Origin of the sequence: Knoellia aerolata DSM 18566 (assembly GCF_000768695.1) — a bacterium.
GTDB classification, from domain to species: domain Bacteria; phylum Actinomycetota; class Actinomycetes; order Actinomycetales; family Dermatophilaceae; genus Knoellia; species Knoellia aerolata.
Map to the genome: position 1 here is coordinate 33802 of NZ_AVPL01000009.1, position 22198 is coordinate 55999.

At 73.1% G+C, this 22198-nt stretch carries 21 protein-coding genes and 2 tRNA genes; 11 read left to right on the top strand and 12 right to left on the bottom strand.

Annotated features, from left to right (window positions below; translation table 11 throughout):
* Window positions 1–111 precede the first annotated feature (111 nt).
* The 3 genes from trxA to N801_RS05595 all read left to right on the top strand — a co-directional run bounded on the left by trxA (window position 112) and on the right by N801_RS05595 (window position 1256).
* Window positions 112–480 (top strand): thioredoxin, encoded by a 369-nt coding sequence (gene trxA / locus N801_RS05585; RefSeq protein ID WP_035934540.1) that lies wholly within the window; start codon window positions 112–114, stop codon window positions 478–480.
* Window positions 481–573: 93 nt separating this feature from the next.
* Window positions 574–963, top strand: coding sequence for a DUF302 domain-containing protein (locus tag N801_RS05590; RefSeq protein ID WP_035934542.1), 390 nt, complete (start codon window positions 574–576; stop codon window positions 961–963).
* A 26-nt stretch (window positions 964–989) separates the two neighbouring features.
* Window positions 990–1256 carry a metal-sensitive transcriptional regulator gene (locus N801_RS05595; protein WP_035934545.1) on the top strand — a complete coding sequence of 89 codons (267 nt, stop codon included), beginning with the start codon at window positions 990–992 and terminating at the stop codon, window positions 1254–1256.
* A gap of 32 nt (window positions 1257–1288) precedes the next feature.
* Here the strand turns inward: N801_RS05595 and N801_RS05600 are convergent, their stop codons facing one another.
* Both N801_RS05600 and N801_RS05605 read right to left on the bottom strand, forming a co-directional pair.
* The gene (locus N801_RS05600) at window positions 1289–1729 is read right to left on the bottom strand and encodes a hypothetical protein (RefSeq protein WP_052112642.1); all 441 of its coding nucleotides are present in this window, start codon (window positions 1727–1729) and stop codon (window positions 1289–1291) included.
* Window positions 1730–1923: 194 nt separating this feature from the next.
* Window positions 1924–1996, bottom strand: a tRNA-Ala gene (locus N801_RS05605).
* 28 nt (window positions 1997–2024) lie between these two features.
* Here N801_RS05605 and N801_RS05610 point away from each other — a divergent pair.
* Window positions 2025–3398 carry an AI-2E family transporter gene (locus N801_RS05610; RefSeq protein WP_245618235.1) on the top strand — a complete coding sequence of 458 codons (1374 nt, stop codon included), beginning with the start codon at window positions 2025–2027 and terminating at the stop codon, window positions 3396–3398.
* Window positions 3399–3458: 60 nt separating this feature from the next.
* Here the strand turns inward: N801_RS05610 and N801_RS05615 are convergent, their stop codons facing one another.
* From N801_RS05615 to N801_RS05640, 6 genes are all read right to left on the bottom strand, one after another.
* A complete protein-coding gene (locus N801_RS05615) occupies window positions 3459–4466 on the bottom strand; it encodes a SepX/GlpR family protein (RefSeq protein ID WP_035934549.1) in 1008 nt (335 codons plus the stop codon).
* Window positions 4467–4491: 25 nt separating this feature from the next.
* Entirely contained in the window at window positions 4492–5157 is a 666-nt protein-coding gene (locus N801_RS05620) for a GNAT family N-acetyltransferase (protein WP_035934556.1), read from the bottom strand.
* Entirely contained in the window at window positions 5157–5663 is a 507-nt protein-coding gene (locus N801_RS05625) for a MogA/MoaB family molybdenum cofactor biosynthesis protein (RefSeq protein WP_035934562.1), read from the bottom strand. Before N801_RS05625 ends, N801_RS05620 begins: the two co-directional genes overlap by 1 nt.
* A complete protein-coding gene (gene moaC, locus N801_RS05630; RefSeq protein WP_245618237.1) occupies window positions 5660–6091 on the bottom strand; it encodes a cyclic pyranopterin monophosphate synthase MoaC in 432 nt (143 codons plus the stop codon). The genes N801_RS05625 and moaC overlap by 4 nt, the downstream gene beginning before the upstream one ends.
* 145 nt (window positions 6092–6236) lie before the next feature.
* A complete protein-coding gene (locus N801_RS05635; protein ID WP_035934575.1) occupies window positions 6237–7442 on the bottom strand; it encodes a molybdopterin molybdotransferase MoeA in 1206 nt (401 codons plus the stop codon).
* Complete coding sequence (locus tag N801_RS05640; RefSeq protein ID WP_035934581.1) at window positions 7439–8824, bottom strand: UTP--glucose-1-phosphate uridylyltransferase; 1386 nt, start codon at window positions 8822–8824, stop codon at window positions 7439–7441. The genes N801_RS05635 and N801_RS05640 overlap by 4 nt, the downstream gene beginning before the upstream one ends.
* A 49-nt stretch (window positions 8825–8873) precedes the next feature.
* Between N801_RS05640 and N801_RS05645 the strand changes: the two genes are divergently transcribed.
* Window positions 8874–9434 (top strand): 5-formyltetrahydrofolate cyclo-ligase, encoded by a 561-nt coding sequence (locus tag N801_RS05645; protein WP_035934589.1) that lies wholly within the window; start codon window positions 8874–8876, stop codon window positions 9432–9434.
* Window positions 9435–9456: 22 nt separating this feature from the next.
* On the opposite strand, the gene N801_RS05650 is transcribed toward N801_RS05645, so the two are convergent.
* Window positions 9457–12120 carry a penicillin acylase family protein gene (locus tag N801_RS05650; RefSeq protein WP_035934597.1) on the bottom strand — a complete coding sequence of 888 codons (2664 nt, stop codon included), beginning with the start codon at window positions 12118–12120 and terminating at the stop codon, window positions 9457–9459.
* Window positions 12121–12167: 47 nt separating this feature from the next.
* Between N801_RS05650 and N801_RS05655 the strand changes: the two genes are divergently transcribed.
* From N801_RS05655 to mscL, 4 genes are all read left to right on the top strand, one after another.
* On the top strand, window positions 12168–13757 hold the full coding sequence (locus N801_RS05655) for a potassium/proton antiporter (RefSeq protein WP_342666904.1): 1590 nt from the start codon (window positions 12168–12170) through the stop codon (window positions 13755–13757).
* A gap of 217 nt (window positions 13758–13974) precedes the next feature.
* A complete protein-coding gene (locus tag N801_RS05660) occupies window positions 13975–14349 on the top strand; it encodes an FmdB family zinc ribbon protein (protein ID WP_035934604.1) in 375 nt (124 codons plus the stop codon).
* Window positions 14350–14389: 40 nt separating this feature from the next.
* On the top strand, window positions 14390–15067 hold the full coding sequence (locus N801_RS19575; RefSeq protein WP_052112644.1) for an SAF domain-containing protein: 678 nt from the start codon (window positions 14390–14392) through the stop codon (window positions 15065–15067).
* 131 nt (window positions 15068–15198) lie between these two features.
* On the top strand, window positions 15199–15567 hold the full coding sequence (mscL, locus tag N801_RS05670) for a large conductance mechanosensitive channel protein MscL (protein ID WP_035934612.1): 369 nt from the start codon (window positions 15199–15201) through the stop codon (window positions 15565–15567).
* A 157-nt stretch (window positions 15568–15724) separates the two neighbouring features.
* On the opposite strand, the gene N801_RS05675 is transcribed toward mscL, so the two are convergent.
* On the bottom strand, window positions 15725–16021 hold the full coding sequence (locus N801_RS05675) for a hypothetical protein (RefSeq protein WP_035934620.1): 297 nt from the start codon (window positions 16019–16021) through the stop codon (window positions 15725–15727).
* Entirely contained in the window at window positions 16018–19770 is a 3753-nt protein-coding gene (locus N801_RS05680; RefSeq protein ID WP_035934628.1) for an AAA domain-containing protein, read from the bottom strand. Before N801_RS05680 ends, N801_RS05675 begins: the two co-directional genes overlap by 4 nt.
* A gap of 97 nt (window positions 19771–19867) precedes the next feature.
* Here N801_RS05680 and N801_RS05685 point away from each other — a divergent pair, with 97 nt between their 5' ends.
* A complete protein-coding gene (locus N801_RS05685) occupies window positions 19868–20689 on the top strand; it encodes an enoyl-CoA hydratase/isomerase family protein (protein WP_035934769.1) in 822 nt (273 codons plus the stop codon).
* Here N801_RS05685 and N801_RS05690 read toward each other — a convergent pair.
* On the bottom strand, window positions 20676–21953 hold the full coding sequence (locus N801_RS05690; RefSeq protein WP_052112645.1) for an MFS transporter: 1278 nt from the start codon (window positions 21951–21953) through the stop codon (window positions 20676–20678). The genes N801_RS05685 and N801_RS05690 overlap by 14 nt on opposite strands.
* Before the next feature lie 104 nt (window positions 21954–22057).
* On the opposite strand from N801_RS05690, the gene N801_RS05695 reads away from it, so the two are divergent.
* Window positions 22058–22129, top strand: a tRNA-Arg gene (locus tag N801_RS05695).
* Window positions 22130–22198 lie beyond the last annotated feature (69 nt).

Below are 22198 nucleotides of genomic sequence, written 5' to 3' on the forward strand. Positions count from 1 at the left end.
TGGAGGTATACCCCCATGGGTATACGATGCGAGGGAAGAGATCATCGAGCCGGCAGTCGCGCTCGACACCCCAGTGGGTATGGACCCACCCTCGTTTCGCAAGGAGATCCCATGAGCACCCAGACCCTGACCAGCCAGAACTTCGAGGCCACCGTCACCACGGGCGGCATCGTCCTCGTCGACTTCTGGGCGTCCTGGTGCGGACCGTGCCGCCGGTTCGCACCGGTCTTCGAGGCCGCGTCCGTGAAGCACCCCGACATCGTGTTCGGGAAGGTCGACACCGAGGCGGAGCAGGCGCTCGCCGGGGCCGCGCAGATCACGTCCATCCCGACGCTCATGGCCTTCCGCGACGGCATCCTCGTGTTCAGCCAGCCCGGTGCGCTGCCCGCCGCCGGCCTCGAGCAGGTCATCGAGGGTGTGCGTGCACTCGACATGGACGACATTCGCGCGAAGATGGCTGCGGAGCAGCAGACCGTCTGACCCGTCGTCCCCATCGACAGGACCCCCTGAACCCCCCGGACCCCCCGGACCGCTCCACCGCCCGCCCCACCGCCGACCACGAAGGAGCCCGTCATGGGTTACGCCCTGAGCACCACCGTTCACCGGCCGTTCGCCGAGGCGCTCGACGCCACCCGGTCGGCGCTGTCCGACCAGGGGTTCGGTGTCCTCACCGAGATCGACCTCTCGGCGACCCTCAAGGAGAAGCTCGACGCCGACATCGCCCCCCAGGTCATCCTCGGTGCCTGCCGGCCGCCGTTGGCCCACGCGGCCCTCGAGGCAGAGCCCTCCATCGGCCTCCTGCTGCCCTGCAACGTCGTCGTGCGTGAGGTCGAGGACGGAACCCTCATCGAGGCCATGGACCCCGAGGTCATGGTCACCCTCACCGGCAACGAGAACCTCTCAGCAGTCGCCGCCGACGCGCGCGGGCGACTCACGGCAGCCCTGGCCGCGCTGACCACCTGACCCATCCCCATCCCCAAGGAGCACCCATGGTCACCCTCAACACCGACGACATGACGCCGGTCGTCAACCGCCTGCGCCGCGCGCAGGGTCAGCTGGGCGGGGTCATCCGCCTCATCGAGGAGGGCCGCGACTGCAAGGACGTCGTCACCCAGCTCGCCGCCGTCAACCGCGCCCTCGACCGCGCCGGGTTCGCGATCGTCTCCTCCGGGCTGCGTGAGTGCCTCACCTCCCCGGACGGCATCAACGAGGAGGACCACGCCGCGATGGAGAAGCTCTTCCTCACCCTCGCGTGACCTCGTCACGACGACAGGAGGCCGAGGGCTGATCAGCCCTTCTCGCGCGCCGGCAGGTCGAGGGAATGCAGCAGGGTGTGCTGCACCTTGCTCAGCTGGGTGCTCCACGCCTGGAGCGGTGCCAACGAACGCTCCAGGATCTCCAGCTGGTCGTCCAGGACGGCCAGCTCTGCGGTGATGGCCTGGATGGTCAGCCTCTTGGCATGGACCTCCTTGAGGACGATCTCGAGCTCGGCGCCGATCTGCGGTGCCGACTCGACCGCGTCGCGCATGGAGGCGAGCATGCGGGTGGCCGACGAGAGGACCGACTCGGGGACGACGGCCTGGGCACCTGCCCCGCCCGCCTGGGCCACCTGCTGCACCAGCATTCGCGTGGTGCTGAGGAACCGATCCGTCGTCGAGTGCACGCTGCCCTGGTGCTCTTGCCGAGGCCCGGTGCGGGACCCCTCGGCCTCCACGCCGTCCTGGCCCATGCTCCCATTGTGGTGCACGGGTCTGCCGCGGGTGACGCGTTGGAGAATGCGGGTTCCTCACTGCGTGCGCCGTGCTGACCGCGACGTCCTCCGCGGTGGGGAGAGGACGACGGCGTAGGTCGGGTCGCAAGGACAACGACGAGACCCCGCCCGACCGAGCACCTCGGTGCCGGTCGAACGGGGTCCCCGTCGGGTGGAGCTGCGGGGAATCGAACCCCGGACCTTCTCATTGCGAACGAGACGCGCTACCAACTGCGCTACAGCCCCATTGAGCGGCATCACGATAACACCGGCGGTGGCCCGCCACGAAACCGGGACGGCCCGGCATACGCTCGTCGACATGCGCCTTCGTATGCCGTCCGGCCGGGTCGGTCGAGCCGACCCCGCCGACCTGCCACGGCTCGGGATGCCGGCCCCGGCCGAGGCCCCGACCCCCGGTCCGGGCCACCACACCGCCGCCACCGCCCACCCCACCGGCCACCCCGTCCCGGACCTCGACCCGGCCCACCAGCCCGTCGCCTGGCAGGTTCCCTGGGGGGTGCGGACCGCCAGCGAGTGGTCGTGGCGGGTCATCCTCATCGCCGCCGCGATCCTCGGCGGACTGTGGCTGTTCGCCCACCTGTCCGAGGTGACGGTGCCGATCGTCGTCGCGCTCCTCCTCGCGGCGCTGCTCCTCCCGGTGACCCGGTTCCTCACCCGCGCGCTCCCCCGGGGCGCCGCCGCCGGCCTCACCGTCCTCGGGACCCTGGCCTTCACCATCGGGGCGCTGAGCTTCGTCGGGTCCCAGTTCACCTCGCAGTTCGGGGACATCCAGGCCCAGGTCGGCCAGGGCATCGACGAGATCCGCGTGTGGTTCCGCCAGACCTTCGGCATCAGCGACACCCAGGTCGACCAGTGGATCGACCGGGCCCGCGAACAGCTCTCCTCGGGTGACTCGAGCGTGGGCCAGACCGCGGCCCAGGCGGGCCTGACCGTGACCCACCTCGTCGCCGGCTTCTTCATCGCGCTGTTCGCGCTGTTCTTCTTCCTCTACGAGGGCGAGCGCATCTGGGCGTGGGTCGTGCGGCTCTTCCCGCGCGACTCGCGTGAGCGCGTCCACTCCTCCGGGGTCATCGCGTGGGGCCAGCTGTCGGCCTTCACCCGCGCCACGATCCTCGTCGCGGCGGTCGACGCGCTCGGCATCGGCGTGGTCGCCGGCGTCCTCGGGGTGCCGTTCGCCTCCGGGGTCGCGGTGCTCGTCTTCTTCGGCGCCTTCGTCCCCGTCATCGGTGCGCTGATCTCCGGCGCCGTCCCCGTCCTCCTCGCGCTCGTCGCCCTCGGGCCGGTGCAGGCGCTCATCATGCTCGGTGGCGTCATCGCCGTGCAGCAGGTCGAGTCCCACGTCCTCCAGCCGTTCCTCCTCGGGCGCGCGGTGCGGGTCCACCCGCTCGGGGTCATCCTCGGGATCGCCGCGGGTGTCGTCGTCGCCGGGATCATCGGCGCGCTCATCGCGGTCCCGCTCGTCGCCGTCCTCAACGCGGTCGGGCACCACCTGCTCGACGGCGACGAGGTGCCCGACGAGGCCGACGACCTGCTCACCCCGCAGGAGCAGGAGCGCACCGACCTCGACGTCGCGCACGAGCGCCGCCTCGACGAGCAGGCGCTCGAGGGCAGGCTCCCCGGACGCTGACGCAGGGAACGACGAACGCCCCGCCGGTCGGCGGGGCGTTCGTCGTCGGGGGCGGAGGCGTCAGGCGCCGGCGGTGCGGCGCTGGAGCGCCTGGTCCTCGTATGCCGCCCGCACCGGCCCCGCTGCCGGCTCCACCTCGGGGGTCGGAGCCGGACGCTGGGCCGCGCGGGCCTTCATCGTGTACGTGGGCCGGGGCACGGGACGCGGGTCCCAGGTGAGCGGGATGTCGTCCTCGTCGAGCTCGGGCAGCGCGACCTCGTGCTCGGTGACCGGCTCGGGTGCGGGGGCGTCGACGACGGCCTCGATGACCTCGGTGGCCGACGCGGCGGAGACGTCGTACGGCGCCGGAGCGACGTCGACGGCCTCTTCGTGCTCGGCGATCTCGGTCTCGACGGCGTCGTGGCGGGACCTCGTCGAGGGCGCCGCGTGGGCGGGCGCGGCGGCGGCGCGGGCGGCCGGGGTCGAGGGGGCGAGGCCGGAGGCGGCGCGACGGGCGCGTCCGCGGGCGGCTCGGCGTGCCCTGACCTCGGCCTGCACGCCGGCCCGGAGCCAGACGAAGCCACCGACGGCCATGAGCAGGGGCACGACGAACGCCCACCACACGAGCACCCCGACGACCGCGAGCAGGCCGAAGACGAGCGTGCCGAGCAGTCCGACGAGCAGGACGATGCCGCGGGTCGCGCGGCTCGGAGACATCGAGGGGGCGGCGACGTCACCGCGCTCGTCGAGCCGGCCGGCGGCGGGGGCCGCACCGGCAGCGACGGGAGGCGCACCGGCAGCGACGGGAGGCGCAGCGGTCGCCGGCGACGCGGCATACGCCTCGGCCCGCTTGACGGTCACCTGCGGGCGCATCGCGCGCGCCGGGCTCACGGCATAGGTGCGCGGGACGCGCCCACCGTCGTCGACGGAGGGCAGGGGGGCACGGACCTGCAGCACCCGCATCGTCTCGGAGAACGCGTCGACGGACCGGATCGTCGCGAGGTGCTCGCGACGACGGACCCAGTACTGGACGAAGTAGGCACCCCAGATCCCGATGATGACCAGGAAGATCAGGCTGCTCGGCTCCACGCGACGACCGTATGCGTGCGGGAGGTCAGGCAGTCGGACCTGTCGCGGTGTGTCGCCCAAGTGACTGCTGTGACGAGTGGGTCAGCCGGTCCATGAGGGTGGAACCGGCCAGGTCCTCGCTCGTCAGGGCGAACGACCGGTGGTCGCGCCAGTCACCGTCGATGTGCAGCATCCGCAGTCGCAGGCCCTCGTCACGGAACCCGAGCCGGCGCACCACCGCGAGGCTCGCCGTGTTCTCGGGCCGGATGTTGACCTCGATCCGGTGCAGCCCGAGCTCGCCCATCGCGTGGTCGGCGACGAGGGCCAGCGCCGTGGGGACGATGCGCTGACCGGCGACCGCCTCCGACACCCAGTAGCCGACGGTGCACGAGCGGAAGGACCCCAGGACGATGTTGCTCACGTTGACCTGGCCGACGAGCCGGCCCTCGGTCTCGATGACGAACGGAAGCATGCGGCCGGCGAGCGCCTCATCCTGGTAGTAGTCGACGAGGTCGTCGAAGGTGCGCGCCCCGGTCGGCGGGACGGGTGAGGTCGCGTCCCAGCGGCTCAGCCAGTGGCGGTTCGCCGCGCGGACCGCGGAGTACTCGTCGGCGTCCTCGGGTCGCAGCGGCCGGAGCAGGAAGCGGACCCCGGTGGGCGTCGACCCGACGAGGACCTGCGACCACTCCGGGCGCGGGCGACCCCACCGCATCAGTGGTCGCCGCCCGCGAGCTGGCTCAGCGCGTGGCCGAGCACGGTTTCGAGGACCGCGAGCGCGTCGCGGACGCCACCGGTCGAGCCGGGCAGGTTGACGACGAGCGTGCGGCCGGCGACCCCGGCGAGGCCGCGCGAGAGCATCGCCGTCGGCACTCCCCCGTCGACGCCGGCGGCGCGGATGGCCTCCGCGATCCCGGGGACGACGCGGTCGAGCAGTGGCGCGGTCGCCTCGGGGGTGCGGTCGGTCGGGCTGATCCCCGTGCCCCCGGTCGTGACGAGCAGGTCCGGTCGCTCCTCGAGGGCGGCGGAGAGTGCCTCGGCGATCCCGGCGTCCGGGACGACCGTGGCGTCCGCGACGTCGGCTCCCCACGTGCGCAGGGTCTCGACGATGAGGGCGCCCCCCTTGTCGGGGTAGACACCCTGCGAGGCGCGGGTCGAGGCGGTGATCACGACGGCCCGCCGCCCGGCGAGGGACCCGGCTGCGGTGGCGGGGTCGCTCACGGCTCCTCCACCCAGTCGCCGGAGCGGCCGCCGGACTTCGCGGTGACGCGGACGTCGGTGATGCGTGCGTGCTTGTCGACGGCCTTGACCATGTCGATGAGGGCGAGGGCGGCCACGCTCACGGCCGTGAGGGCCTCCATCTCGATGCCGGTCCGGTCGGCGGTCCGCACGGTGGCGGTGATGTCGACGCCGTCGTCGGTGACGTCGAGGTCGACCGAGGCGGCGTGGACGGCGACCGGGTGCGCGAGCGGGATGAGCTCCGGCGTGCGCTTCACCGCCTGTATGCCGGCCAGCCGGGCGACCGCGAGCGCGTCACCCTTGGGGACGGTCCCGTCGCGCAGGGCGGCGACGGCCCCGGGGGCGAGCACGACCCGGCCGCGGGCACTGGCCTCGCGCGCGGTGACGGCCTTCGCGGAGACGTCGACCATGTGGGCGGTGCCGTCGGCCCGGACATGGGTCAGTCCGCTCTGGCGCCCTGTGTCACCCACGTGGTTCCCCACCTCACCAATTCCCCCCGGGAGGGACGGAGATTCCGTGTCCCCAACGGGAGGAATTGGCGAGCTGGGGACGGGGTCAATCTTGCCCCACGAGGGGAAGCAGCCGGACCTCGTCCCCCGGGTGGATCTCGGAGGTGGCGGCGTCGACGACGGCGAGGTGGGTGGCCTCGGCGAGCGCGCCGAGCATGTGGGACCCCTGCCCACCGGAGGGCCGGACGCCCTCGGCGTCGAGGACGACGCGGGTGAGCTCGACCTTGCCCGCCACGGAGGCCCAGCCCCGGGTCGCGGTGGCGGTCGTCGTCGGCACCTCGGGGTCGAGGCCGGAGAGGGCGCGCAGGACGGGCAGGACGAACACGTGGAAGGACACGAAGGAGCTCACCGGGTTGCCGGGGAGCGTGATGATCGGGGTGCGGCGCGCACCGACGACACCGGAGCCCTGGGGCATCCCGGGGCGCATGGCGACCTTGACGAAGTCGACGCGACCGTCCCGGGAGAGCACCTCCTTGACCGTGTCGTAGGCCCCCATCGACACCCCGCCGGTGGTGAGGACGAGGTCGGGCTCCCCGGGGACGTCGGCGAGGAGGGCGCCGAGGGCCTCGGGGTCGTCCCGAAGGTGGGCGGAGTGCACGAGCTCGACCCCCGCGGCGCGCACCAGCGCGGAGAGCATCGGCCCGTTGGAGTCGACGATCTCGCCGTGGGCCAGGCTCGACCCGGGCGGCAGCAGCTCGTCCCCCGTCGAGACCACCGCCACCCGAGGGCGACGGACGACCGCGACCTCGGCGAGGTTGGCCGCGGCGATGAGGGCGAGCCGGCCGGGCGTGACCCGGACCCCGCCGCGCAGGACCACGTCGCCCGCTCGCACGTCCTCCCCGCGGCGGCGCAGGTGCCGGCCCGGCTCGGCGGCGAGGTCCAGCGAGACCCGGTCGACCCCACCGTCGCTGAGCTCCACGGGCACGACGGCGTCGGCGCCCTCCGGCAGGGGCGCCCCGGTCATGATCCTCATCGCGGTGCCGGGGCGGAGGACGTGCCGGGTCGTGTCGCCGGCGGCGATGTCCCCGTCGACGTCGAGGACGACCGGGGCGCCGGGGGCTGCGCCGTCGAGGTCGGCCGAGCGGACGGCATACCCGTCCATCGCGGAGTTGTCGAAGCCCGGGAGGTCCACGGCGGCGACGACGTCCGCGGCGAGGACCCGTCCCAGCGCCCCGGCGATCGGCACGGTCTCGGGAGGCAGCTCGTCGACGAGGGCGAGCAGGGTCCTGCGGTGCTCCTCGACGCTCCTCACACGTCCCCTTCGAGGCGTGAGCCGTCGGCGATGGTGCGCGGCGCGTCGGCGCGGACCGTGACGTCACCGACGCACGTCACGTCACGGCCGAAGGTCACGTCCCCGTCGACGACGAGCGAGTGGGCCTCGCGAATGTACGGGACCCCGTGCGGGAAGCGGGCGTCGAAGTCCTGGACGAACTTGTAGTGGTCCGAGAGGTCGATGAAGGGCTCCTCCTCGTCGCTGAGCGACACGACCCGGCTGGCGTCGTCGAGGGCGTAGAGGTCCGAGCGCACGAGGAGGAGCTCGTTCGTCGTCTTGACCGGCCGGAACCGGTCGCGGGGGACCAGCAGGGCACGGGACCCCTCGAAGAGCTCGACGGCCGTGCCCATCGCAGACTCGATCTGGATGACGGGGGTCGAGTCCTTGCGGGTCGGGTCGACGGTCTTGCGGTTGACGATGATCGGCAGCTCGAGGACCCCGTCGTGTTCGGCGAGCCGGGCAGCGAGGACGTCGAGGTCGAGCCAGAGGTTGTTGACGTGGAAGTAGACGTGCCGGGTGTTGTCCTGGAAGTACTGGTCCTCCCCCGGCGCGACCATCGCCGAGTCCCGCAGGACGAGCCGGCCGTCGCTGCGGCGGGTCGCGAGATGTCCGCCCTTGCGGTCGTTGCGGGTGCGCTCGCACACCTCGGCGACGTAGGGGATCTGCTCCCGGGCCATCCACGCGGGGATCCTCGGATCGCACGTCGCTCCGAGGTTGTCGGCGTTGGACAGGAAGAGGTGGCGGAAACCCCTGTCCCGCAACCTGTCCAGGAGCCCGCTGGACTGCAGGGCGACGTAGACGTCACCGTGACCGGGCGGGCACCACTCGAGGTCGGGGTCCTCCGGCCACGACACGGGGGTGAGGTCGTCCGCCCTCAGCTTGGGCTCGGCGCTCTGCAGGAAGTCCAGGGGCAGCCCGTCGACCTCGAGCCTGTCGTGGACGGCGAGGAGCTGCAGGGTCTCGTCACGGGTGCGGAAGGAGTCCATGAAGACGACGGGCAGGTCGACGTCGTGCTCCCGCCGGATCGCGAGCACCTGGCGGGCGATGATGTCGAGGAAGCTCAGCCCGTCGCGCACGGGAAGGGCGGACTTCGGGCCACTGATGCCCATGGACGTGCCGAGGCCGCCGTTAAGCTTGAGCACCACGGTCGTCGCCAGGGCGGCCCGGGCCTCGGCCTCGTCGACGTCGAGGTCGGCGAGCGCGGGGACGTCGCCGAGCGGCGCGATGCTCTCCTCGAGGATGTGGCCGGTCGCGTCCTGCTCGAGCATCCCGTAGAAACGCGTGAAGGCGGCGACCGCCCGCTCGTCGACCCCACGGGCGCGCATGAGCTCCGTACTCCGGTGGAGCCCGTCTGCACCCATGTCGGCAACCCTAGGCGACCAGCGCGGGCGAAACGTGGACACTGGGCGCGTGACCCCCGATTCCGTCGCGAGCGCCAAGGTCGCGCTGCGCCCGATCCTGCTCGCGGCCCGTCGCGAGCGGGTCGCCGCCCGCGACCGCGACGCCGACGACGCGGCGCTCGCCCGTGAGGTGCTGGCCCTTGCCACCGGGCTCGGGATCGGGGCTGGCGGCACGGTCGCGGCCTACGAGGCCCTGCGCACCGAGCCACCCACGGCGGCGAGCATCGACGCACTCGTGGCACACGGCATACGCGTCGTCGTCCCGGTCACCCTGCCGGACAACGACCTCGACTGGTGCGACGTGAACGACGAACGGCGTATGCGGCTCGGTCCGGACGCGATCTCGGCGGCCGCCCTCGTGCTCACGCCGGGCCTGGCCGCCGACCTGGCGGGGACGCGGCTGGGCCGTGGGGGCGGGAGCTACGACCGCGCGCTGGCCCGGCGGCGGCCGGACGCGCGCGTCCTCGTCGTCCTCCACCCGGGCGAGGTCCACCCCGAGCCGCTGCCGGCGGACCCGCACGACCAGCCCGTCCACGGCGTCCTCACCGCGGACGGGGTGACCTGGCTCTGAGGTCACCGGATGACCCCTCGGGTCAGCTGCCACCCTCGGGCACGAGGGTGAGCTCGTCCTCGCTCGCCTCGCGCACCGCCTTCTCGGTGAAGGCCCACGGGTGCTGTCGGCCCTCGACCCAGTCCTCGGTCTGGTCGTCGTAGTGCCCGTTGAACGCGTGGCCGCTCGCCCCGGTCTGGTTGACCCACGTGGAGCGGTCGAAGCTGCCGAGGTCGACGACCATCCGCATCGAGGGGGCGGCCGTGACCTCGTAGCCGAGGTTGGCCTTCCAGGCCGTCGCGTTGACGATCGCGGACCCCCCGGGCATCTCGTACTCGCCACGGTTGAAGATGCGCCGGACGACCCCGGGCACGCTGTCGCCGCCGAGCACCTGGTGGGTGAGGTCGAGCGTGTGCAGTGAGCCCCAGCGCCAGTCGTCGGGGTCCTTGCCGAGCCTGCGGGTCAGCTCGAGCCGTGCCTCCACCTGCGCCTGGCGCAGGATCTCGTCGCGCCCCTCGGTGATGGCAGCGGTCTGCCGGTTGTCCCACCACGCGCTGCGGGGGTTGTCGAGCAGCCCGGCGACCGCCGTCATGTAGCGGCTCCCACCCTCGGCGCGCAGGTCCTCGGGCACCTCGTCGTCGAAGAGGAGGCGGAGGAGGTTGGCCCAGACGGCGTTGTAGTAGGCCGCGGCGGCACCGGAGCGGGACCGGTCGGCGGGCGTCGTGTAGTCCCAGTCGCGCAGGAGGTCCTGGGCCTCCTTGGTGAAGGCGACCTCCGCGTCGGAGTCGCCGGCACCCTTGAGCGGCACCTCGAGCAGCGCCTCGACGAGGACGGGGGCGAACTCGTTGCGCGAGTCCATCTGGATCTCGCCCATCTGCTCCACGGTGAGCTTGTCGCCGTTGCGGGTGGCCGCGTCGAGGAGCTCACGGATGCGCTGCGAGCGGTAGCCGTAGTCCCACTCGGTGGTGAGGAACGGGGTCGGCCTCGCGGTCACGGCCTGGTTCGCGGCGACGATGATCCCGGACTCGGGGTCGAGCGAGCTCGGCATCGACGCGAACGGCACGAAGCCCTGCCAGTCGTAGGCCTCGTCCCAGCCGGGGGCCGGCCAGTAGCCTGGCGGCGCACCCGCGAAGGCGGACACGCGGACGGGGACCTGGCCCGGCGCCTGGTAGCCGATGTGGCCGTCGACGTCGGCGTAGACGAGGTTCTGCGAGGGGACGGCGAACGACTTGGCGGCCTCCCGGAACTGCTCGAAGTTCTGGGCCACGTTGAGCTGGAGGATCGCGTCGGCCGTCTGGCTCGGCTCGAGCCCGGTCCACGCCATCGAGACGGCGTACGTCTGGCTGTCCCGGGCGGCGCCCTCGGACGGTGGGGTGGGCGAGCGCTCCCCGGCGTCGACGAACGCGGGGATCACGTCGGACATGAGCGGGCCGTGGCGGGTCGCTCGGACGGTGAGGTCGACGTCGTCGCCCCCGGCGACCCTGATGGTCTCGCGGCGGGTGGTGAGCGGCTCCCACGTGTCGCCGCGCAGCACGCGGTCACCGTCGAGCCTCTCGAGGTAGAAGTCGCTGACGTCGGGCGAGAGGTTGGTCATGCCCCAGGCGATCCGGTCGTTGTGGCCGATGACCACCCCGGGCACCCCCGCGAACGAGAAGCCGGCGACGTCGAGCGGGCACTCGACGCTCTTCGCGCGGCAGTGCAGGCCCACCTGGTACCAGATCCCCGGGATACCCGGCGAGAGGTGGGGGTCGTTGGCGAGCAGCGGCTTTCCGGTCGCGGACTTCTCGGGGCCGACGACCCACGAGTTCGAGCCGATGCCCTCCCCCCGCCCGATGAGCTGGGGCACGGCGGAGAGCGCTCGTTCGACCGCGGCATACGCCGCCTGGGCCGAGGAGTCGCCGAGCGCACCGGCGGCCTGCTTCGCCGCGGGCCGTTCGGCCGCGGCGCTCAGCGCTGCCGGGACCGCCGACGAGGACTGCTGGAGCGAGGGTGACGCCGGCGCCCAGTCCTCGCCGGAGAGGATCGGCTCCCTCGCGAGGTCGTAGGGCGGGTAGATCTCCGCGATCTGGTTGACGGTCACGCGCCTCGACAGCCGCGCGCGCGCCAGCTCGTCGGAGTAGTCGCCGCGCAGGTCCCAGGCCATCGCCTTGAGCCAGGCGATGGAGTCGGCCGGCGTCCAGTCCTCGATCTTGTAGTCGGAGACCCGGGTGCCGAGCACGACGTACTCGAGCGAGGCCTGCGACGGCGAGCGGCCACGGAGGTAGGCGTTGACGCCGTCGGCGTAGGACTGCAGGTACGTCCGCGTCGCCGGGTCCAGCGTCGGCAGCTCGGCCTCGGCGACGCGGCGCCAGCCCATCGTGCGGATGACCTTGTCGGTCTCGACGCCGGCGTCCCCGACGAGCTCGGCCAGCCGGCCGGCCGTGATGTGACGGCGCATGTCCATCTCGAAGAAGCGGTCCTGCGCGTGCACATACCCTTGGGCCCGGGCGATGTCGGCGACGCTGTCACCGTAGATCTGGGGGATGCCCCGCTCGTCACGCAGGACGTCCACGGTGCCGGCCAGGCCGGGGACGTCGATCTCACCCTCGGTCTGCGGGAACGACCGCCGGACCAGCGACACCCCGACGACGGAGAGGACGAGGGCGGCAATGGTGAGGACGCCGACGACGGTCAGGGCGACGCGACGGGCCACGCGGTGAGGGGACACCCTGCGAGACTAGGTCAGACCGCCAGACGAGCGAGCAAGGACGGGCCGTGACCGACATCGTGGGTATGGCGCACGTCGGCGTGGTCAGTGGGGTCAGTGGTGTCAGCGGGGTCAGCCCGGTCTCCGTCGTCGCGGCCGCGGGGGAGAACCTGCGCTCGCTCTCCATCGGGCTGCTCATCGGCACCGCCGTCCTCATCGTGGCGATCGCGGCGGTGAGGCTGTCGACCCGCTCCGGCCTGCCCTCGCTCCTGCTCTACCTCGGCATCGGCCTGGCCCTGGGGAACCGGGGGCTCGGCATCGACTTCTCCGATGAGGAGCTCACCCAGGTCCTCGGTTACGCCGCGCTCGTCCTCATCCTCACCGAGGGTGGGGTGACGACGAAGTGGGACTCGATCAAGGGCTCCCTCGCCCCGGCGGCGGCCCTGGCGACCGTCGGCGTCGTCGTCTCGATCCTCGTCGTGGCGCTCGCCGGCCACTTCGTCCTCTCGATGTCGTGGAGCACCGCGCTGCTCATCGGCGCCATCCTCGCCTCCACCGACGCCGCCGCGGTCTTCGCGGTGCTGCGTCGGGTGCCGCTGCCGAGGCGCGTGAGCGGCATGCTCGAGGCCGAGTCCGGCTTCAACGACGCGCCCGTCGTCATCATCGTCACGGCCATCGCGGTGCAGTCGGCGGCCGGCGAGGAGGTGTCCCTGTGGTCGATCATGCTCATCGTCACCGGCGAGCTCATCGTCGGCTCGCTCGTCGGCCTCGGCGTGGGGTGGCTCGGCGGGCGACTCATGTCCCGGGTCGCCGGCGGCTCGTCGGCGCTGTTCGCCATCGGGGTCGTCGCCATGTCGGTCCTCGCCTACGCCGCCGCGGACGTGCTCCACGCGTCGGGGTTCATCGCCTGCTACCTCGCCTCCCTCGTCCTCGGGAACATGTCGCTGCCCCACCGTGCGGCGGTGCTCGGCTTCTCCACCGCCCTCGGCTGGCTCGCCCAGATCGGGCTGTTCGTCCTGCTCGGCCTGCTCGCGGACCCGGCGGCGTTCCCCGACCAGATCGGGCGGGCGCTCGTCCTCGGGCTCGCGCTCCTGCTCGTCGCCCGACCGCTCTCGGTGCTCGTGTCGTGCTCACCGTTCGGGCTGGGGTGGCGCACCCAGGCGTTCCTGTCGTGGGCCGGGCTGCGCGGCGCCGTGCCCGTCGTGCTCGCCACCGTCCCGCTCACGGTCGGAGCAACGGGGGTGGAGTGGATCTTCGACCTCGTCTTCGTCCTCGTCGTCATCTTCACGCTCGTCCAGGCGCCCAGCCTGCCGTGGGTGGCGCACCGGCTGGGGCTCGACCGTGGCCACCACTCGTTCGACCTGGCCATCGAGGTGACCCCGTTCGACGACATCGGCGCGCACCTCATCGAGGTCACCGTCGGGCCGTTGTCCCGCCTCGCGGGGGTGCAGGTCTACGAGCTGCGGCTGCCGGCCGGGGCCAACGTCGCCCTCATCGTGCGCGAGGGCGCCTCGTTCGTCCCGCACGAGACGACGCCGCTGCGACGCGGTGACCAGCTGCTCGTCGTCACGCCGGCCGCCCTGCGCGCCGCCGTCGAGAAGCGGCTGTATGCCGTGAGCCGGGGTGGGCGGCTCGCCGGCTGGTCGCGGGACGGCTGAGCCGGCCGCCCGCCTCCCCGGCCTCCCCACCCCCGGCCTGCTGCGTCTGCGTCTGCTTGGATGGTCAGAGGACTCACCATGCACGCAGACGCAGGCGGGGGGCGTACGGGATCGACGTCGGGGGGACGGGTGGCCGTGGGCGGACGGCATACGGGAGCATCCCGTGGCGTTCCGTATCCTTGGAGCCGCTCACCCCGCTGTGCCCCAGGAGGAACCCGTGCCCACGTACGCCTACGCGTGCCGTGACTGTGACCACCGCTTCGAGGCGGTCCAGTCCTTCAGCGACGACTCGCTCTCGATCTGCCCGGAGTGCGGGGGGTCCCTGCGCAAGGTCTTCAACTCGGTCGGGGTCGTCTTCAAGGGCGGCGGGTTCTACCGCAACGACTCGCGGGCCGCCTCGAGCAGCTCGTCACCGGCGGCTCCGTCCGGCGACGCCGGTTCCGGGTCCTCGTCCGGTTCCGACGCGGGCACCGGCACGGGCAAGGGCAACGGCAAGGACTCCGGCTCGTCCGGCTCGTCCGGCTCGTCCGGCTCGTCCGGCTCGTCCACAGGAGCCTCGCCCACCCCGGCGTCGTCCACAGCCTCGGCCTGACCCCTGCCGGGCGCCGCTGCGCCGACCTAGCGTCGGCCCCATGCCGCGACCACACCTCCCCAGCCTCCCGCGCCCCGGGCTCCTCGGCCCGTCGCGACGCGCGCGGTGGCGACGGTGGGCGCTGCGCCGGCTGGCCTCCGCAGCGTGCGCGGTCGCGGCCGTCGTCGTCCTCGTGGGAGTCGTGCGGCCACCACCGGCACCCACGACCCCGGTGGTCGTGGCGGCCCGGCACCTGGCGAGCGGCGCCGTCCTCGACGAGGAGGACCTCCGGGTCGTCGACGTGCCGCGCGACCCGCCACCGGTGGCGACCTCCACCGACCCGTCCGGCCTCGTCGGGCGGCGCCTGACCTCCAGGGTCACCCGCGGCGAGGTGGTCACGACCACCCGGCTCGTGCCCCGCACCCCTGCCGACGGACTGCCATCCGGCACCGTCGCCGCCCACGTGCTCGTGGCCGACGAGCGCAGCCTCGACCTCGTTCCGGTCGGCCACCGGGTCACCCTGTACGCCGAGGTCGGCGGGGCGGCGCTGGCACGCGACGTGCTCGTCCTGGGCGTCGACACGCCCGAGGTGACCTCCGTGACGGGACCGTTACCGGGGACCGTCCCCGCCTCACGCGGCCTGGTGTGCGCCCTCACCGACGCCGACGTCGAGCGTGTCTTCGCAGGTCAACGACCGGAAGGTGGGGCCCCGCGGGTCCTGCCCGTGGTCACCGGTTGACCCGCCGGCGGCGTCGTCACCGCCGAGGCCGTGCGGTCCCTGTTTCGGGTCCGAAGCACCTTGTACGGTGATCGCGCTCTGGCAGATGTTTGTCGGGCACCCATGTCTCCGACAGAAAAGGAATGATCCACATGAAGGGCTTCAAGGACTTCGTCATGCGTGGCAACCTCGTCGAGCTCGCGGTGGCGTTCGTCATCGCCGGTGCGTTCGGCGAGGTCGTCAAGAAGATGGTCGACGTCATCATGGGCATCGTCGGCAAGGCCGGGGACCAGCCCGACTTCAACGCGTGGAAGCCGGCGGGCCTCCCGGTCGGTGCCTTCATCACCGCCCTCATCGCGTTCCTCGTCCTCGCCGCGGTCGTCTACTTCTTCGTCGTCAAGCCCTACGAGGCCGCCAAGGCACGTCTCTTCCCGGCCGAGACCGACGCCGACACCCAGGACCCGAACACCGAGCTCCTCAAGGAGATCCGCGACAGCCTCCGCGCGCGTCCGAACCTCTGACTCCACCGCACCACCGCACCACCGCCTCGGGGCGGGAACCAGCACCTGCTGGTTCCCGTCCCGCGTCGCGTCCACCCCCAGCCTCTTCCGCAACGTCAGCGTCAACGGCTGCCAGAACGACCACAGACGCAGACGCAAGGGGGGAGAAGCGAGCGGGTCAGGACCAGTGCGGGGGGCGGTTCTCGCGGAGCCAGCGTGCCGAGGTGTCGTCCTCGCCCCGCTCCCCCCACCCCTCGTCGGTGTCGTCGCTCGTCTGCTCGACCGGTGTGCGCTCAGCGGCTGCGGCCTTCGGCGACGAGCCGTCGTCGATCTCCTCCGCCGGCGTCGTGTCCTCGGGCCCCCGCTCCTGCTCGCCCCGGGCCGCGGCGGGCACCCGGGGCCGGGCCGAGGTCAGGCCCTCGTCCGAACCGACCCGCTGCGGGGCGCTCGACGCGCGACGTGACCGCCCGGTCATGAACGCCCGCGGTCGGCCATCGACCTGATCCGGGCGACGTCCCTCGCGGGGTCGCGGAAGGCGTCCCGGGTCCAGACCCGCACGTGCTGCCAGCCGAGCCGGCCGAGGTGCTCCGCACGGAGGCGGTCGCGGTCCCGGGCGCTGGACATCGCGGCATACTCCGGTCCATCCGACTCCACGGCGACGGCGAGCCGCCCCGGGTGGTTGGGGTCCTCGACCGCGAGGTCGATGGGGGCAGCCGACGAGCCGTAGCGCTCGTGCACGACGAGACCGGTGTCGCGCAGGCGCCTCGCGAACTCGGCCATGACGACCGACTGCGTCGGCGCGCTCGGCACGACATCGCCGGGCCCGCCCTCGACCGCGACGACGGTCGAGGTGGCGGCGTGCTCGAGGAAGTCGCGCAACATCTGGGCGCCGAGGGCCTTGAGCCGCGTCGGGTCGAGCTCGTCCGCACCGATGGACGACACGACGGTCATGCGCTTCTTGGCCCGGGTGATCGCGACGTTGAGGCGGCGTTCGCCACCTTCGGTGTTGAGCGGGCCGAAGCGGTGCAGCACCCGGCCGTGGGGGGTCTTGCCGTAGCCGACGGACAGGATGACCGCGTCCCGTTCGTCACCCTGGACGCGCTCGAGGTTCTTGACGAAGAAGCGTTCGTGGACGTCCTCGGTGAAGAAGGTCGCGGTCCTCGCGTCGAGCCCCTGGAGGGCCCGGCGCAGCGCGTCCTCGATCCGCTGGGTGTGAGCCAGCCCCAGCGCGATGACGCCGAGGCTCTCGCTGGGTCGGGTGCGGGCGTGCTCGAGGACCAGCTCGACGACGCGGTCCACCTCGGCCTGCGTCGTCTCGACGCTCGCCGCTCCTTCGGTGAGGACGCCCACGCCGTCGACGAGCTCATGGCGGAGCACGGGCGCCGAGCCGGTCCCCGGGAAGGTGACGAGCGAGCCACCGTAGACGTGCTCGTTCGCGAACGAGATGAGCCGCTCGTCCTGCGAGCGGTAGTGCCACGAGAGGCGCCGGCTGGGCAGCGTCGCCGCGAGCACGTCGAGGATCGACTCGACGCCCTCGGTGAGCCCGTCGTCGGGCGCGGCCTCACCGCCGTCGGAGACCGTCGTGAAGAACGACGTCGGGGGCAGCTGCTTGGCGTCGCCGGCCAGCACCACCTGCCGCGCACGGGAGATCGCGGAGACCGCTTCGGCCGGGGGCACCTGGGACGCCTCGTCGAAGACGACCACGTCGAACCAGATGCCCGGTGGCAGCACGGAGGCGACGACGAGGGGGCTCATCACCCAGCACGGCCGCGACGCGGTGAGCAGCTCGCCGGCCACGGGGAAGAGGTCGCGCAGCGGTCGGTGGCGGCGTGACTTCGCCGCCTCGGCGCGCACGATGCTCTCCAGCTCGGGCGCGTCGGCCAGCACCCGGTCGATGTTGGCGCGCACGGCGGCGCGGACGCGGGACGCGTTCTGCCGCAGGACCTCCCGGTCGGCGGAGGCGAACTCGCCGAGGGTCCGGCGCAGGTCCTCACCGTCGTGGGCGCCCACCCTGGGGTCGCGCAGGGAGATGTCGTCGAGCACCGAGCTCCACCAGACGAAGTCGGCCTCGCTCGCGACGTCGTCGGCGGGCACACGGCGGGTGGCGAGGTCCTCGAGCAGTGAGCCGAGGCCCGCGTCGCGCATCGACTCGACCGGGCCGATGATCGACGGGACGACGGCGAGCCGGTCGGGGGCGTCGGCGAGCGCCTGGAGGCGGTCACGCAGCTCGTCGCGCGGCACGTCGAGCAGCGACATGGGCGCCTCGGTGCGCGGCACGCGGTCGTCCAGCCACCCGAGGTCGGCGGCGAGGGCGGCGTACGCGTCGGTGGCCCGGTCGAGGTCGGCGGGCATCTCCGGGCGCCCGCCGGCACCGGCCATCTCCTTCCACGCACTCCTCTGCTCGCTCGCGGAGAGCAGGGCCGCATGCAGGTCGGCCGGTGGGCGGCCGGGCCGCACGTGGCGACGGACCTGGCGCCGCAGCCCGCGACGCTCCCACCACCCGAGCTCGGAGCCGACGGAGGACCGGTAGTCCGCGGTGCCGGTCGCCGCGACGAAGTCGCCCAGCGGGACGTCGAAGATCTCAGGCCGGAACGTCTCGAGCGTGTCGCGCACCTGCGCCACGGTGTCGAGGATGCGCCCCCACTCCCGCACCGTGCGCGACGGCGGGAGCCGGAGGCCGGTGAAGACGTCGCGCAGGGTCTGGCCGACGTCCTCGATCGCGGAGCCGGACCAGCGCTCCACGAGCTCGCGGGCCCGGATCGCCTCCTCGGGGGTGCGCACGGTCGCGCCGTACCAGGGGTCCGCCCCGCGGTCGGTGCGCCACGCGCCGAGGGAGGCGACCCGCGTCATCTCGCGGGCGAGCACCTCGAACCGCTCGCGCGGCAGGGACTGGAGCGCCTCACCCCGGATCCTGACCCGCGAGTGCGGGGGTCGCGGCGTCGTGCCGAGGCCGCTGATGGCCTCCTGCACGTCGTGGACGGACACCCCCCACGGGTGCCGGGGCTCGTGCATCGCCTCGAGGTGCTCGCGCAGGGACGAGGCGGTCGACCGCAGCCGGTCGACGTCGCGGCTCGCCGGGTCGGCGGGGCGCGGGGAGCCGCCCGGCAGGGTGTCGGCGAGCTCGGTCGCGATCCGGCGCCGGCCGCGGGGGCCGTCGTGCAGGTCGAGGACGAGGTCACCGAGCCCGATCCGGTCGAGGCGCCCGACCACGGCGTCGATCGCCGCCCGCTTCTCGGCGACGAAGAGCACGCGCTTGCCGTCGGCCGCCAGCGACGCGACGAGGTTGGCGATCGTCTGCGACTTCCCGGTACCGGGGGGGCCGTGGATGACGAGGTGGGCGCCGGAGCGGGCGGCCTCGATGGCCTCCTGCTGGGAGGAGTCGGCGTCGAGGACGAGCAGGCCCTTGGCGGGGTCGGGCACGACGTCGTCGGCGCGGCCGGGGAGCTCGTGCCGCACGGAGCGCTGCGCCGTGGCGTCGCCGGCGATGGCGGCGATGACGTCGTGGTCCGCAAGGGCGTCACCGTGCGCGGCGAGGTCGGCGACCATCGGCAGCTTCGCGTAGGAGAACGTCCCGAGGACGATGCGCGGCGTCACGGCGAAGTCGGGCACGGAGGCGCACGCCTCGGTCAGCGCGGCGTACGCAGGGTACGGGTCGAACCCGCCGGGACGGAAGGCGAGCGACTCGAGCTTCTCGGTGTCGATGCTGACGCCCTGCTCCGAGGCGAGGTAGTGCTCGAGGACGGGGTTGAGCTCGATCTCGTCGCCGAGGTCGAGCTCGTAGTCGTCGTGCTGCGGCGTGGTCGGTCGCAGGGTGCAGCTGCGCAGCAGCACGGGCGCCGCGGGCTCTCGCGCGACGGCCGCTCCGCGACCCCGGCCGAGGCTCCACGTCGCCATCCCCACGGCGACGAAGCCGGTGTCGATGCCGCGCTCCTCCCGCAGCTCGCGGGCCTTGGCCGCGATGGTGCGGGCGCGGCGGCGGGCCTCGTCGAAGGCCGCCGGCTCCCGGACGAGGTCGGACAGTCGGGTGGGCCGGCCGGCGAGGAGCATGGCCACACCGCCCGGGTGCGCCGTCGTGAGGTCGAGGGTGCCCGTGGGCAGGTCGCGGTACCAGAGCAGGGTGTTGCGCCCGCCGAGGTCGACGAGATGCCTGGTCCACCCCTCGACGGCGTGGCGGACCTTCTCGGTCCGCGAGTCGATCTCTGACTGCGGTCCGGTCTCACTCACCTGAGCAGGCTAACAACGACAGGCGCGTATGCCGTGTGCCGCCACCCTGCGGGCAGCCTCCCCGACCGACGTGGCCGGGATCGGGGAGGATGGCGGCATGTCACAGGATGCAGCGCAGGACCCCGGGTCCGCCACGACCGGGCTCGTCCGGGTCGTCCGCCACGACGACGGGGTCGCCGAGATCGTCCTCGACCGGCCGGAGGCGATGAACGCCGTCTCGACCGCGATGGCCCGGGCCCTCACCGAGGCCGCCCAGGGTCTCGCCGACGACGACACGGTCCGCGCGGTCGTCGTCTCGTCGTCGCACCCCAAGGCGTTCTGCGTGGGCGCCGACCTCAAGGAACGCAATCGGCTCACCGACGACGAGCTGCGGGCCCAGCGCCCCGGCAACCGGGCGGCATACGGCAGCGTCCTGGACCTGCCCGTGCCGGTCATCGCCGCGGTGGGCGGCTACGCGCTCGGGGGCGGCTGCGAGATCGCCCTGTCGTGCGACCTCATCGTCGCGTCCCCGCGTGCCACGTTCGCGCTGCCCGAGGTGTCGGTCGGCGTCATCCCCGGGGGTGGCGGGACCCAGCTCCTCACCCGCCGCATCGGCTGGTCGCGCGCCGCCGACCTCATCTTCACGGCCCGCCGGGTCGACGGCATGGAGGCCCTCGCCCTCGGCCTCGCGGACCGGGTCGTCGAGGACCCGCGCGCGGCGGCGCTCGAGATCGCGGCGACGATCGCGGCGCACTCCCCCGTGGGCGTGCGCAACGCCAAGGCGGCGATGCGCGCCGGCATGGACGTCTCCCTGGCCGACGGGCTGGACCTCGAGGACGCCCGGTGGCACGACACCGCCTTCAGCCCGGACCGCGCCGAGGGCGTCGCGGCGTTCGCGGAGAAGCGCCGGCCCCGCTGGCCCGGGGTCAGCGCTCGCTGACCTCACCCGTCCCGCGCAGCACGACGGCGAGGACGCCGATGGCAAGGGCGACGACGAGCGCCGCGAACGCGAGCGCCTGGAAGCTCGCCACGTCGACGACGACGCCGGCGAGCGCTCCGCCGAGCCCGGCGGTCAGCCCCATGACGAGGTCGCTCGCACCCTGCGCGCCCGGTCGCTCGGCGGCCGGGAGTGCCGCGGTGAGCATCGTGGAACCGGAGACGAGCGTGCACGACCAGCCCAGCCCGAGCAGGAAGAGCGCGACGAGCAGCCCCGTCGAGTGCCCCTCCGGGGCCGAGGAGGCGAGCAGCGTGGCGGCGGCGAGCACGGCCGACCCGACGATCGCGACCGCGCGGCCACCGAGCCGGTCCACGGCGAGCCCGGTCAGCGGTGAGAAGGCGAACATCCCGAGGATGTGGACGCTGATGACGAACCCGATGACGGTGAGGTCGGCCTGGCCGTGCCGCATGTGCAGCGGCGTCATCACCATGACGCTCACCATGACCATGTGCCCGAGGGCCAGGGTCATCAGGCCGAGCAGGGCCCGGGGATGGCCGGCGACGACGCGCAGGCCGCGGCCCACCCGGCCGTGCGTGCGACCGGAGGCGCCGGGGTCGGCCGCGACGGCGCGACGCCTGGCCTCGACCAGGGGGTCGGGGCGCAGCCGCACGAGCAGGACCGTGATGGCGAGCAGCAGCCCGACGAGCGAGAAGACGAACGGCCCGGTGAGCCGGGGCAGCCCGAGCAGCCGCGACACCGGCTCGCTCGGGCCGACGAGGTTCGGTCCGACGACGCTCCCGATGGTCGTGGCCCAGACGACGAGGCTGATGTCGCGGCCGCGGTGGGCAGGAGCGGCGAGGTCCGCCGCGGCATACCTCGCCTGGTTGTTCGACGCCGTGGAGCCACCGAAGAGCAGGCTGGCGACGAGCAGCAGCGCGAAGCTCCCGACGACCCCCGACGTGATGAGACCGAGCGCGCCGACGAAGGCGAGGCCGTAGCCGAGCACGAGCCCGTGCCGCCGCCCGCGCGCCGCACTGAGCCGGGCCATCGGGACGGCGATGAGGGCGGAGCCGAGAACCTGGAACGTCGAGCCCAGCCCGGCATACGTCGGCGAGCCGCTGATCTCCTCGGCGAGCAGCGCGCCCACGGCGACCCCACTGGCGAGGGAGATCCCGCCGAGCACCTGCGACATCGACAGGGTCGCGACGGTGCGCCGCTGCACGAGGTCGCGCTGTCCGCTCACCTCCGTGCCCCCGCTCGCCGTCACCCGCCCGAGTATGCCGTCCGCCCGGCCCGGTTCGTCGCCGACAGTCGGTGCGCATCCCGCTCACGGGCGTCAACTAGGCTGGTATGCGGCCTTCGGGCCTCCCCGCCCTCGTAGCTCAGGGGAAGAGCACTTCTCTCCTAAAGAAGGTGTCGCGTGTTCGAATCACGCCGAGGGCACCCTGTCCGACCTGCGGAAACGCGACGATGGACTCGTGGCCCCTCGCCTTCTGGATGAAGCGCAGGTCC